The sequence below is a fragment of the Pseudomonas sp. S2_H10 genome (genome assembly GCF_054668285.1).
Window position 1 is genome coordinate 3,930,990 of the sequence record NZ_CP162754.1, and the last position, 12,844, is coordinate 3,943,833.

Sequence of the window (12,844 nt, forward strand, 5' to 3'; positions counted from 1 at the left end):
TCAAGCGCCGGTCGGTGATTGTTGGTAAATCGCGAAACAGGCCTCCGCCAAGGCCGAGCGTGGCGCGCTGCGACGCATGATCAGCCCCAGGCGGCCGAGGGTCTTGGCGCTTTCGATCGGTTGCAGGCGCAAGTGTTCGGTCAGGCCTTCGAGGCCGCCGTCCAACGGCATCACGGCGCAACACAGGCCGCCGTGCACGGCTTGCAGCAGTTGATGGACGGCATCGGTCTGCAGCAGCGGTTGCGGGGTGAGGCCGCGGCTGTGGAAGTTATGGTCGATGGACTGGCGAAAGTGCATGCCGCTGGTGAGCATGCCCAGTGGCAGTTCGATCAATGATTCCCAGCTCAGTGGCGCCTCGCCAAAGGTGAAGTAGCGTTGATCGTAGAGCAGGCCCATGCGGGTTTCGCTGAAGGCCAGGGAATCGAAGTGTTCGGCGTCGAGGCGCTCCAGATAGGAAACACCGAGGTCCAGGCGATTGCTCGCCAGTTGTTCGAGGATCTGTTCGGAACTGAGCGCTGACAATTCAAAGCGCAGGTTCGGGTGTTCGGCGTGCAGGCGTTGCAGCAGTGGCAGCGGATCGAAGCTCGACAGCGGCACCATGCCCAGGCGCAACGTACCGACCAGATTGCCGCGACAGGCGGCGGCCTCGGCGTACAAGCCGTCATAGGCCGCCAACACCGTGCGCGCCCACGCCAGCACTCGCTCGCCAGGCGCGGTAAAACCTTCGAAGCGCTGGCCGCGATTGACCAGCGGCAGGTCGAGTTCTTCTTCCAGGCTGCGCAGGCGCATGGACAGGGTCGGCTGGGTGATATGGCAGCGTGCGGCGGCCTGGCCGAAATGCCGGGTTTCGTCCAGAGCGATGAGGAATTTCAGCTGCTTGATGTCCATCTTCGCTCCGGCGTTTGGGAAGGTGCGGATTCTATCGCAAGCGGGGTCATTGGTCGGGTTGGATTCGCAAGTGACGGCTGTGGTCTAGGCTTTTGCGTCTGGAACCCCCAAACCCAAGGAGAGTGCACCATGAGTCTTTTGAGCTTTGTGAAAGAAGCAGGCGAAAAGCTGCTGGATTTGCTGACGCCAGGCAACGCCAATGCCAGTGAGCAATTGAAAGAACACATCAGCAAGGTCGGCCTGGGTAATCCGAACGTGCAGGCGACAGTCGATGGCGACAAGGTCACGGTGACTGGCGAAGTGGCGAGCCAGGAAGAGAAGGAAAAGATCCTGTTGGCGGTGGGCAATATTGCCGGGGTTGGCAGTGTGGATGATCAGATCACTGTGACCGGGCCGGTGGTTGTGGCTGCGAAATTTGTTGTGGTCGAGAAGGGTGACACCCTAAGCGCCATTTCCTTGCGCGTGTATGGCGATGCCAACAAATATCAAAAAATCTTCGAAGCCAACAAGCCGATGCTCAAGGACGTGAACAAGATCTATCCGGGGCAGTCGTTGCGGATTCCTGAGTAAGTCGTCAAACCGCGTGATGGCCATCGCGGGCAAGCCACGCTCCCACAGGAATCGTATCGATCGCATTCATCGTGAACGACTCGGATCCTGTGGGAGCGGGCTTGCCCGCGATGCGGGCAACTCGGTCTAGAGCCCGGCAATCAAATCCCGATAATCCCCAACCGCCGCAAACTCCGCCGTGTCTTTCGGCCCCTTGCGGCTGTCCGGCTCGCGCACGGCCAGCAAATGCGCCACGCCAAAGTCCCGTGCGCTGCGCAGGATCGGCAAGGTGTCGTCGATGAACAGGCTGCGCGCCGGATCGAACCCGATGTCGGCTTGCAGCGCATCCCAGAACTGCTGGTTTTCCTTGGGGAAACCGTAGTCATGGGAGCTGATCAAGCGCTCGAAGTACGGCGCCAGTTCGATTTTTTCCAGCTTCAACGACAGCGCATCCCGATGGGCGTTTGTGATCAGCACCACGCGCTTGCCGGCCCGTTTGATCGCGGCGAGAAAAGTGTCGGCGTCCGGGCGCAGGGCGATCAGATGCGCGGTTTCCAGTTTCAGGTCGCGCACCGACAGCTTCAGTTCGGCGCTCCAGAAGTCCAGGCAGTACCACTGCAACTGGCCGGCATTGCGCTCGAACAAAGGCTGCAGCTCCATCTCGGCCATGGCCCGGCTGACCCCGTGCAGTTCGGCGTAACGCTGGGGCAGGTGCTCCATCCAGAAGTGGTTGTCGAAATGCAGGTCCAGCAACGTGCCGTCCATGTCCAGCAGAACGGTATCGATGTCGGACCAGGGTAGTGAAGGCATGGCAACGTCTCGGGCAGTAGAAAGATTTCTGGCGTAAACAAACGGGAAAGCCGCGTTATAGTAGCGCGTTCACGCCAAGGAGCTTTGCATGCGCCAGAAACCCACCATACTCGCCCGCGAAATTGTCGCCACCAGTCGATTGTTCTGCGTTGAAGAGCTGAAGTTGCGCTTTTCCAACGGCGTGGAGCGCACCTATGAGCGGCTGGTCGGCAAGGGTGCCGGGTACGGCGCGGTGATGATCGTGGCGATGCTCGATGCCGAGCATGCGGTGCTGGTCGAGGAGTATTGCGGCGGCACGGATGAATATGAAATGTCGCTGCCCAAGGGCTTGATCGAGCCGGGCGAAGACGTGCTGGCGGCGGCCGAGCGTGAACTCAAGGAAGAGGCTGGTTTCGGCGCGCGGCAACTGGAGCACTTGACCGAGTTGTCGTTGTCCCCCGGTTACATGAGCCAGAAGATTCAAGTGGTGCTGGCTACCGACCTCTACGAAGCGCGTCTGGAAGGCGACGAACCCGAGCCTATGCGGGTGGACAAGGTCAATCTGCGGGAGCTTTCGGCGCTGGCGCAAAACCCGCAATTCACCGAAGGCCGTGCCTTGGCGGCGCTGTATCTGGCCCGCGACCTGTTGACTCAGCGCGGAGCGTTCCAGTCATGAATTTCCCGCATCCGTTGATGGCACCGGTAATCGAGCTGGCCTTGCAGGCTGGCGAGGCGATCCTGCCGTTCTGGCGCACAGGCACCGCCGTTACGGCGAAGGCTGATGATTCTCCGGTGACCGCTGCCGACCTGGCCGCGCACCACCTGATCCTGGCCGGGCTGACGGCGCTCGATCCGAGCATCCCGGTGCTGTCCGAAGAGGACGCCAACATTGCGCAAAGCGTACGTGCCGGATGGCAGCGCTGGTGGCTGGTCGATCCATTGGACGGCACCAAGGAGTTCATCAGCGGCAGCGAAGAATTCACCGTCAACATCGCCCTGATCGAAAACGGTCGAGTGGTGTTCGGCGTGGTGTCGATGCCGACCAACGGACGTTTCTATGTTGGCGGTGCCGGCCTCGGTGCCTGGCGTGGCGATAAAGGTGGCACGCCGGTGGCGATCAAGGTGCGTGATGCGCTGGCGCCAGGCGAGTCGTTCACCGTGGTGGCCAGCCGTCGCCATTCGAGCCCGGAGCAGGAGCGTTTGCTGGCGGGGCTGAGTGCGAGCCTTGGCGAGCTGCAACTGGCCAATATCGGCAGTTCGCTGAAGTTTTGCCTGCTGGCCGAAGGGGCGGCGGATTGTTATCCGCGCCTGGCACCGACTTCGCAGTGGGATACGGCGGCGGCGCAAGGTGTGCTGGAAGGCGCGGGTGGTGAGGTGCTGGAGTTGAGTGGTGAGCCGTTCAGTTATCCGGCGCGGGAGTCGCTGTTGAATGCGTTCTTCCTGGCGCTGCCGGCGAAGGCGGCCTGGCGCGAGAAGCTGCTGGCACTCGCTTCCCTGTAGGAGCTGGCGTGTCGGGTCGCCGCATCGCAGCGAAGCGGTGTGTCAGGCACACCGCGTTGCATCATTCGCCAGCAAGCCGGCTCCTACAGAGGCAGAGGCAGAGGCAGAGGCAGAGGCAGTGGCGTTTAGCGGTGCAGCACGTACTGCCCGACAAACCGCACCGCATCCTCCTCACGACCCTCATTGACGACCCGCGTATGCAGCGTCAGCCGCGCTCGGCTGTAGCGCTGGAAGGTGGTCAGGAATTTCTTCCAGATCACCGGATCCGGCGCCTGGCAAATGGCGTTGGCATCGCCCGTCACCGGCAGCGGGTAGCTGATCTGCCCTTCCTGAATCACGATGTGCCCGTCGGTAATGCCTTCTTCCTTGAGGCGCAGATGCAGCCAGCCCCAACCGGCCAGGACCGCGCCGCAATACAGGCTGCCGCCGAACATGGTGCTCTTGTGGTTGACGTTGGCTTCCAGCGGCAAGTGCAGGCGCAGTTGCTGGTCATGCCAGTCGAGCACTTTGAGGCCCATGTCCCGGGTGAGGGGAATGTCGTGATGGAGGACTGATTCCAGTTGTCGACTGTCGCGGCTCATTCAGGGACCTCTTGCTTGAAGTGGATGATTGGACGTTAGTTCAGTCGAGGTCGTCAGGGTGGGCCGGGGCGCCACTGTCCGAGAAACTCAAACCGTGTTTGCGCAGTTTGTCGTGCAGAGTCTTGCGCGGAATGCCGAGGGCTTCGGCGACGCTGCGCACGGAGCTGTGCGAGCGCGCCAGTTCGGCGGCGATCAGGGTTTTTTCGAAGTTCTCCACTTGCTCGCTCAAACCGCCGCTGACGACTTCGACCCTGTTGCAGGCGCTGCCATCCGGAGTGCCGTTGTCGAGGGCCAGTTCCAGCCCGAGGGCAAACCGCTCGGCGGCATTCTGCAGCTCGCGCACGTTGCCCGGCCAGGTGTGGCGCAGCAGCAAGGCACGTTGCCCCGGTTGCAGTTCATGGGGCGGCAAGCCGTGGCGGGCACTGGCTTCATCGGCAAAATGCTGGAACAGCATCAGTGCATCTTCGCCGCGTTCGCGCAGCGGTGGAATCCGCAGCGGCGCAACGTTCAGGCGGTAATACAGGTCGGCGCGGAAACGCCCTTGATCCGCGGCCTGACGCAGGTCTTCCTTGGTGGCGGCGATGATGCGGATGTCCAGTGGGATCAGCTGATTGCCGCCCAGGCGTTCGACCACCCGCTCTTGCAGCAAACGCAGTAGCTTGACCTGCACATCCAGGCTCATGCTTTCGATTTCATCGAGGAACAAGGTGCCGCCATTGGCGAATTCGAACTTGCCGATGCGGCGTTTCTGCGCGCCGGTGAAGGCGCCGGGTTCGTGGCCGAACAGCTCGCTTTCGACCACTGACTCGGCCAGGGCACCGGCGTTGATCGCCACGAACGGACCGTTGCGGCGGCTTGATAGATCGTGCAGCGCCCGGGCCACGACTTCTTTGCCGGCGCCGGTTTCGCCGAGGATCAGCACATCGGCTTTGGTCGCGGCCAGGGCGCCGATCTGCTCGCGCAGGCGCAGCATCGAAGGTGAGTGGCCCACCAGGCGGGCGCTCAGTTCATTGCGGTCGCTCAAGGCCAAGCGCAGGCTGCGGTTGTCCAGCACCAGCCGGCGCAGGGCCAACGCCCGGCGCACGCTGTCGAGCAGGGCGTCGCTGGCAAACGGCTTTTCCAGAAAGTCATAGGCCCCGGCGCGCATGGCCTGCACCGCCAGCGGCACATCGCCGTGGCCGGTGATCAACAGCACCGGCAGCTCCGGGTCCTGGGCGTGCAGTTCGCTCAGCAGTTCCAGGCCGTCCATGCCGGGCATGCGGATGTCGCTGACCACCACTCCCGGCCAGTCGCGCTCCAGTTGCGCGGCCAGGCCCTTGGCTTCGGCCAGCGGCAGGATCTTCAGGCCGGCCAGATCCAGCGTCTGGCTCAGGGCCTGGCGCAAGTGGGGATCGTCGTCGATCAACACGACCTGAACGCGGTTGTCGATGGTCATGCACTTCGGTCCTCGGACGGTTGCAGGCTCACGCCCGGTGCGCCTGCGCGCAGCTTCAGGGTAATCAGGGCGCCGCCCTCCTTGTGATTGGCGAACGACAGTTCACCGCCGAAGGCGCGCATCAGGGTTTCGCAAATCGCCAGCCCCAGGCCAAGGCCCTGGGTGCGGGTCTTGGTGGTGTAGAACGGCTCGCTGGCACGTCCGAGGGCTTCCATGCAAAAGCCGGGGCCATTGTCGCGAATGTACAGGTTGACGCCTTCGGCCGTGGATTGGGCACTTAGCCAGAGTTTACGTGGCGGGCCTTTTTCCGTCAGGGCATCCAGGGCGTTGGCCAGCAGATTGCCGAGTACCTGGCGCAGGCGGGTTTCCCCGGCCTCGACCCACAGGGTGGCGGCGGGCAAGTCGCGGATCAGTTCGACTTCCATGCTGCGTCGGCGCTTGGCCAGCAAGGCCAGGGCATCGTCCAGCGCCGGTTGCAGGGCGACGCTTTCCGGGGCATGCCGGTCGCGCCGGGCAAAGGCGCGCAGGTGGGCGATGATCGAAGCCATGCGCCCGGTCAGTTCGCTGATCAGCTTGAGATTGCCGCGGGCATCGTCGGTGCGCTGGTGATCGAGCAATACTTCGGCGTTTTCCGCGTAGCTGCGAATTGCTGCCAGCGGTTGATTGAGTTCGTGGCTGATGCTCGCCGACATGGTGCCCAGTGCCGACAATTTGCCGGCCTGCACCAGATCATCCTGGGCGCGGACCAGCTCCTGCTGGGCCTGTTCGCGCTCCAGCACTTCCTGTTTCAGGCGCCGGTTCAGGCCTTCGAGATCGCTGGTGCGCTCGGCGACCCGGCCTTCCAGCTCGCGGCGAGCCTTGCCTTCGAAGTCGATGCGTTCGAGGTAGTGGCGACGGCGCTGCATCATCAGGCCAAGCAACAGCATCAGTACCAGCAGGGTTGCACCGCCGATGGCCACCACCGTGCGCACCGGGCGGTCGATCAAGGTTCGCGGGGCGAGGATGCTGACATTCCAGCCGGTTTCGGCGATTGGCTGGGTCTGGGTCAGCCAGGCATTGGGATTGAGCTTCAGCGGTTTTGGGTCGCGGGTCGGATAGGGCTGGATCGCAGTGATGGCCTTGCTTTCGTCCTCGCTCAACGGGCGGGTCGAGCGGAATCGCCACTCCGGTCGCGAGGTGAGGATGACCACGCCATTGTGGTCGGTCAGCAGCAGTTGTTCCGGGGTTTTGCCCCAGAGGCTTTCGGTGTGGTCAAGGTCGACCTTGACCACCAGCACGCCAACGATTTTTTCGCCGTCGCGCACCCCGGCGGCGAAAAAGTAACCGCGCTTGGCGGAGGTCGTGCCCAGGCCGAAAAAGCGCCCGAGCCGCCCGGCCATGGCTTCGCTGAAATACGGCCGAAAGGAAAAATTGCGCCCGACGAAACTGTCGTGCTTGTCCCAGTTGGAGGCGGCCAGGGTCTTGCCGGTGGCATCCATCAGGTACATGACTTCAGCGCCGGTCTGGGTCGCGATGTTTTTCAGCAGGCGGTTGGCATTGCCCTGGGTGACGCTATCGTCCGGCGCCCCGACTACGGCACGCAGGGCCGGCAGGTCGCCAAGGATCTGTGGCAACACTTCATAGCGATGCAGGGTGCCCAGCAGGTTGGCGACATAGAGGTCGAGGGTCTGGCGATTCTGGCTGGCCAGCTCGCTGCGGTAATAGCGCTCGGCCAGATGCTCAAGCGGCCACAGCAACGGCGCCAGGCACAGTGCCAGCAGGGCCAGGCTGCGCCAACGGGGTCTGGGAGGAAGGGTCGGTTTCATGAGCAGCATGCGCCTGTGGGTACAGGCGCATTATGCCTAGGCTTGTCGGCCTTGGGTCAGCGGCATCTTGTTGGGCTAGCGTCAGGCAAAGACGTCGGCGTCCTTGAAAAATACCCCGGCCTGATCTTTCGCCGACAGCTGCGGCGTGCCTTGCAGTTGCCAGTCGATGGCCAGGTGCGGGTCGTCCCAGCGAATGCTGCGCTCGGCCGCCGGCGTGTAGTAGTCGGTGGTTTTGTACAGGAACTCGGCAAACTCGCTCAAGACCACGAACCCGTGGGCAAAACCTTCCGGGACCCAGAGCTGGCGATGATTGTCGGAGGACAGTCGCACGGCGACCCATTTACCGAAGTGCGGCGAGCTGCGACGGATATCCACGGCGACGTCCAGCACTTCACCTGCCGTGACGCGCACCAGTTTGCCCTGGGTATTTTCCAGTTGGTAATGCAGGCCGCGCAGCACGCCCTTCTGCGAACGGGAGTGGTTGTCTTGAACGAATTCAGTTTCCAGTCCGGTGGCTTCCTTGAAGGCCCGGGCATTGAAACTCTCGTAGAAGAAACCACGTTCGTCACCAAAGACCTTGGGTTCGAGGATCAGAACACCGGGCAGGTCGGTGGTCACAACATTCATGGTGGCTCTCCAGCAGTGTGCGTTTAATGGCCGCCATTCTTGCGCAAAGTGCTGATCGAGGCGAGTACCAGAACAAAGCCCGCTTTCACCAAATGGCGCCATGCCGGCCCCGGGGGGTTGCGTATCGCCCGAAGCAGTGGCGATATAGGCGCCTAATAAAATTTCAGGGGTCGTTGTATGCCGCTCGCCACGTTGATTCATCGCGCCAGTTTGCCCAGCCCGCAGGTGTCTGCGCAGCAGGCGCTGGAACTGCTGGAAGAACATTACGGGTTCAGTGGCAAGTTGCAGGCCCTTGGCAGCCAGCAGGACCTGAACTACCGAGTCGACAGCGACCGCGGGCGTTTCGTCCTGAAAATCTGCCGTGGCGACTACGCAGTGGTCGAGCTCCAGGCACAGCATGCCGGGCTCAAGCATCTGGGCGAGCACCCGGATGTGCATGTGCCGCGTGTCATCGCGGCGAAAAACGGCGCAGACCTGCTGTCTCTGGAGGTTGCTGGCCAGGCAGTCCACGTTCGCCTGCTCGACTACATCGAAGGCCAGCCGTTGACCAGCCTCGAGTATTTCAACCCGACGGTGGTGGCCGGCTTCGGTCGTCTGTGCGGTGAAATGGACCTGGCCCTGGCGGACTTCGACCATCCGGGCCTGGTGCGCACCCTGCAATGGGACGCCCGCCATGCTCACGCCCTGATCGCGCACTCGCTGCCGGTGATCAAGGATGAAGCCCGGCGCAAACTGATCGTCGAAGCGTCCGCGCAAGCCGAGCGGCATTTGCAGCCACTGGAAGCCAGATTGCCGGTGCAGGCCATTCACATGGACATCACCGACGACAACGTGGTGTGGCAGCGTGATGCGCAACGCCATTGGCAGCTGCAAGGCGTGATCGATTTCGGCGACCTGGTGCGCACCTGGCGCATTACCGATCTGTCGGTGACCTGCGCCGCGCTGCTGCATCATGGCGAGGGCGATCCGTTCTGCATTTTGCCGGCAATCCAGGCCTATCACGCGGTCAACCCGTTGCAACACGAAGAACTGCTGGCGCTGTGGCCGCTGATCGTGGCCCGTGCGGCGGTGTTGGTGCTCAGCGGCGAACAGCAGGTCAGCATCGATCCGGGCAATGCCTACAGCCGCGATAACCTGGTCCATGAATGGGAAATCTTCCGTGTGGCCACGTCGGTACCGTTGGCATTGATGGAAGCGGCGATCCTCACGGCCGTCGGCCAGAGTCTTGCGGCCATCGGCAGCGAGGGCTTTGCGCCGCTGTTGCCGAGCCTGGTGGGGCGTGAGTTCGCCCTTATCGACCTGGGTGTGCTCAGCCCGCATTTCGAGGCCGGGAACTGGGAGCAGGAGGGCGTCGATCAGCGCCTGTTGGATGAAGCAGCCGCGGCACATGGCCTGGCGGCCAGTCGTTACGGACAGTACCGGCTGTCCCACACCCGCCCTGACAGCGACGTTGAGCCTGACACTTGCCCGTTGCATGTCGAGTTGCGTGTGCCGCTGGGCACGGCGGTCGAAGCGCCGTTTGCCGGGGTGGTGCATCACCCGTCGGCGGGCGTGCTGCAACTGGACGGCCCGCAATTGAGTGTGCGGCTTTGGGGCGTCACACCGTCGCTGCACAGCGGCGCGGCACTGGTCAAAGGCCAGGTGCTGGGCTCGGTCAGCGGACCTTTGCTCGTACAGTTGTGCCGTGGCGCGTCGATCGATGCGCCGTTGTTCTGCACGCCATCACGCGCCGCCGCCTGGCAGGCACTGTGCCCGTCACCGGCGGCTCTGCTGGGGCTGGCGTGTGACGCCGAGCCGGAACTCGATGGCGCGACCTTGCTGGCCCGGCGCGACGCCAGTTTCGCCCGCACGCAAAAACATTATTACGTCGACCCGCCGCGCATCGAGCGTGGCTGGCGCAACCATTTGATCGACATGCAGGGGCGTTCCTACCTCGACATGCTCAACAACGTTGCGGTATTGGGGCACGGCCATCCACGCATGGCGGCGGTCGCCAGTCGCCAATGGTCGTTGCTCAACACCAACTCGCGCTTCAACTACGCGGCCGTGGCCGAGTTCTCCGAACGTTTGCTGAAACTGTCACCGGACGGCATGGACCGCGTGTTCCTGGTCAACAGCGGCAGCGAGGCCAACGACCTGGCGATTCGCCTGGCGTGGGCCTACAGCGGCGGGTGCGACATGCTCAGTGTGCTGGAGGCTTATCACGGCTGGACGGTGGGCGCGGATTCGGTGTCGACCTCGATCGCCGACAACCCCAAGGCCTTGAGCAGCCGCCCGGACTGGGTACACCCGGTGACCGCGCCAAACACCTATCGCGGTGAGTTCCGTGGCCCCGACAGCGCGCCGGATTATGTGCGCAGCGTCGAACACAACCTGGCGAAAATCGCCGAGCAGAAACGCCAACTGGCCGGTTTTATCTGCGAGCCGGTGTATGGCAATGCCGGCGGCATTTCGCTGCCACCGGGCTATTTGCAACAAGTCTATGGCATGGTCCGGGACCGGGGCGGCGTGTGCATCGCCGATGAAGTACAGGTCGGTTACGGGCGCATGGGCGATTTTTTCTGGGGCTTCGAAGAGCAGGGCGTGGTGCCGGACATCATCACCATGGCCAAGGGCATGGGCAACGGCCAGCCACTGGGCGCGGTCATCACTCGCCGGGAAATCGCCGAGGCGCTGGAAGCCGAGGGTTACTTCTTCTCGTCCGCCGGTGGCAGCCCGGTCAGTTGCCAGGTCGGCATGGCCGTGCTGGATGTGATGGAAGAAGAAAAACTCTGGGAGAACGCCCAGGTTGTTGGCGGGCACTTCAAGAAGCGGCTCGAAGCCTTGATCGATATTCATCCGTTAGTGGGCGCGGTGCACGGTTCCGGTTTCTACCTGGGCGTCGAACTGATCCGCAACCGCGAAACCCTGGAGCCGGCCACCGAAGAAACCACCGCACTGTGCGATCGCTTGCGTGAGCTGGGGATCTTCATGCAGCCGACCGGCGATTACCTGAACATCCTCAAGATCAAGCCACCGATGGTCACTTCACGGCAGAGCGTGGACTTCTTCGTGGACATGCTGTCGAAGGTGCTCGCGCAAGGGCTGTAAACACTGACCTCTGTGGGAGCGAGCTTGCTCGCGATGAGGCCATGTCAGTCACAGTTTTTTCGACTGAATGACCGCTATCGCGAGCAAGCTCGCTCCCACATGGAGGGTGGTGTTAGTTCGATTGATATCGGCTTTTCATCGATTGTTTTTGTATTGCTGGATGTATGGTGCTTTAAAAGCCGATATTTATCGGATATAAAGTGGCACAGTCCACGGCGTGTACCACTGCGCTTCCAATTTTTTCAGGTATCAAAGCCATTCCGGAGTCCTGAGCCATGACCACGTTGAACAGCACCCCTCGCGCCGACGGCTTCTACATGCCAGCCGAATGGGCACCCCAAACCCAAACCTGGATGATCTGGCCCGAGCGCCCGGACAACTGGCGCCTGGGTGGCAAGCCGGCGCAAGCCGCGCACGTTGCAGTGGCCAAGGCCATCGCCCGTTTCGAACCGGTGACCGTGGCGGTTTCCGCCGGCCAGTACGAAAACGCCCGTGCCCGCCTGGACGTGCCGAATATCCGCGTAGTGGAAATGTCCAGCGACGACGCCTGGGTCCGCGACACCGGCCCGACTTTCGTCATCAACAACAATGGCGAAGTCCGTGGCGTGAACTGGGACTTCAATTCGTGGGGCGGTTTTGATGGCGGCCTGTATTCGCCGTGGAACCGTGACTCGCAGGTCGGCGGCAAGATCCTCGAGATCGAGCGCAGCCCGCGCTACCGCACCGAAGGTTTCGTGCTGGAAGGCGGCTCGATTCACGTCGATGGCGAAGGCACCCTGATCACCACCGAAGAATGCCTGCTCAACCGCAATCGCAACCCGCACATGAATCGCGCGGAAATCGAAGCGGTGCTGAGTGCGAACCTGGCTGTGGATAAAATCATCTGGTTGCCGGACGGCTTGTTCAACGACGAAACCGACGGCCATGTGGATAACTTCTGCTGCTACGTGCGCCCGGGTGAAGTGCTGCTGGCCTGGACCGATGATCCACAGGACCCGAACTACCCGCGCTGCCAGGCGGCGATGAAAGTGCTGCAAAGCAGCACCGACGCCAAGGGCCGCCCGTTCACGGTGCACAAGATGCCGATTCCGGGTCCGTTGTTTGCGACCGAGCAAGAGTGCGCCGGTGTCGATCCGGTCGATGGTACTCAGGAACGCAACCCGACGGTTCGTCTGGCCGGTTCCTACGTGAACTTCCTGATCGTCAACGGCGGCATCATCGCGCCGTGCTTCGACGACCCGCAGGATGGCCCGGCCAGGGAGATCCTGCAGAGCCTGTTCCCACAGCATGAAGTGGTGATGGTGCCTGGTCGCGAACTGTTACTGGGGGGCGGCAATATTCACTGCCTTACCCAGCAGCAACCGGCGCCGCACAAAGAGTGAGTGAGGTTGTAACAGCTTGAGTTGATTGCGAAATTCCTCAAGCTGTAGATCCGCCTCCGACATTGCACAGAGCCCGCAGCCCTTCAGGGTTGCGGGCTTTTTTGTATCCACTTGGCCACACTTCAGAAACCTTGGCACAGCTCTTGTATCTCTGCTGGTGTAACTCGGGGGAGGGGAGGACTTCGATGTTCTGTCATA

General features: G+C 62.4%; 11 protein-coding genes. 5 read left to right on the forward strand and 6 right to left on the reverse strand.

The window, feature by feature from the left end; all coding sequences use genetic code 11:
• A complete protein-coding gene (locus AB4O16_RS17560; RefSeq protein WP_160390741.1) occupies positions 1 to 888 on the reverse strand; it encodes a LysR family transcriptional regulator in 888 nt (295 codons plus the stop codon).
• 129 nt (positions 889 to 1,017) lie between these two features.
• Between AB4O16_RS17560 and lysM the strand changes: the two genes are divergently transcribed.
• On the forward strand, positions 1,018 to 1,458 hold the full coding sequence (gene lysM, locus AB4O16_RS17565; RefSeq protein ID WP_034148493.1) for a peptidoglycan-binding protein LysM: 441 nt from the start codon (positions 1,018 to 1,020) through the stop codon (positions 1,456 to 1,458).
• A gap of 126 nt (positions 1,459 to 1,584) precedes the next feature.
• Here the strand turns inward: lysM and yrfG are convergent, their stop codons facing one another.
• Positions 1,585 to 2,247 (reverse strand): GMP/IMP nucleotidase, encoded by a 663-nt coding sequence (yrfG, locus tag AB4O16_RS17570; protein ID WP_160390739.1) that lies wholly within the window; start codon positions 2,245 to 2,247, stop codon positions 1,585 to 1,587.
• Positions 2,248 to 2,335: 88 nt separating this feature from the next.
• Here yrfG and nudE point away from each other — a divergent pair, with 88 nt between their 5' ends.
• Both nudE and cysQ read left to right on the forward strand, forming a co-directional pair.
• Positions 2,336 to 2,902 carry an ADP compounds hydrolase NudE gene (nudE, locus tag AB4O16_RS17575; protein ID WP_007972833.1) on the forward strand — a complete coding sequence of 189 codons (567 nt, stop codon included), beginning with the start codon at positions 2,336 to 2,338 and terminating at the stop codon, positions 2,900 to 2,902.
• The gene (gene cysQ / locus AB4O16_RS17580) at positions 2,899 to 3,726 is read left to right on the forward strand and encodes a 3'(2'),5'-bisphosphate nucleotidase CysQ (protein WP_160390737.1); all 828 of its coding nucleotides are present in this window, start codon (positions 2,899 to 2,901) and stop codon (positions 3,724 to 3,726) included. The genes nudE and cysQ overlap by 4 nt, the downstream gene beginning before the upstream one ends.
• Positions 3,727 to 3,851: 125 nt before the next feature.
• Here the strand turns inward: cysQ and AB4O16_RS17585 are convergent, their stop codons facing one another.
• From AB4O16_RS17585 to rfbC, 4 genes are all read right to left on the reverse strand, one after another.
• Complete coding sequence (locus tag AB4O16_RS17585) at positions 3,852 to 4,307, reverse strand: YiiD C-terminal domain-containing protein (protein ID WP_442097642.1); 456 nt, start codon at positions 4,305 to 4,307, stop codon at positions 3,852 to 3,854.
• A gap of 40 nt (positions 4,308 to 4,347) precedes the next feature.
• The gene (locus tag AB4O16_RS17590; protein ID WP_460155413.1) at positions 4,348 to 5,742 is read right to left on the reverse strand and encodes a sigma-54-dependent transcriptional regulator; all 1,395 of its coding nucleotides are present in this window, start codon (positions 5,740 to 5,742) and stop codon (positions 4,348 to 4,350) included.
• Positions 5,739 to 7,547: a sensor histidine kinase gene (locus AB4O16_RS17595; RefSeq protein WP_160390735.1), complete on the reverse strand. Its 1,809-nt coding sequence runs from the start codon at positions 7,545 to 7,547 to the stop codon at positions 5,739 to 5,741. Before AB4O16_RS17595 ends, AB4O16_RS17590 begins: the two co-directional genes overlap by 4 nt.
• 81 nt (positions 7,548 to 7,628) lie before the next feature.
• Positions 7,629 to 8,174, reverse strand: a complete 546-nt coding sequence (gene rfbC, locus AB4O16_RS17600) for a dTDP-4-dehydrorhamnose 3,5-epimerase (RefSeq protein WP_460155414.1) — start codon at positions 8,172 to 8,174, stop codon at positions 7,629 to 7,631.
• A 177-nt stretch (positions 8,175 to 8,351) separates the two neighbouring features.
• Between rfbC and AB4O16_RS17605 the strand changes: the two genes are divergently transcribed.
• Positions 8,352 to 11,264 (forward strand): aminotransferase, encoded by a 2,913-nt coding sequence (locus AB4O16_RS17605; RefSeq protein ID WP_460155415.1) that lies wholly within the window; start codon positions 8,352 to 8,354, stop codon positions 11,262 to 11,264.
• A gap of 275 nt (positions 11,265 to 11,539) precedes the next feature.
• Positions 11,540 to 12,646 carry an agmatine deiminase gene (gene aguA, locus AB4O16_RS17610; RefSeq protein ID WP_160390732.1) on the forward strand — a complete coding sequence of 369 codons (1,107 nt, stop codon included), beginning with the start codon at positions 11,540 to 11,542 and terminating at the stop codon, positions 12,644 to 12,646.
• The last annotated feature ends 198 nt before the right edge of the window (positions 12,647 to 12,844 follow it).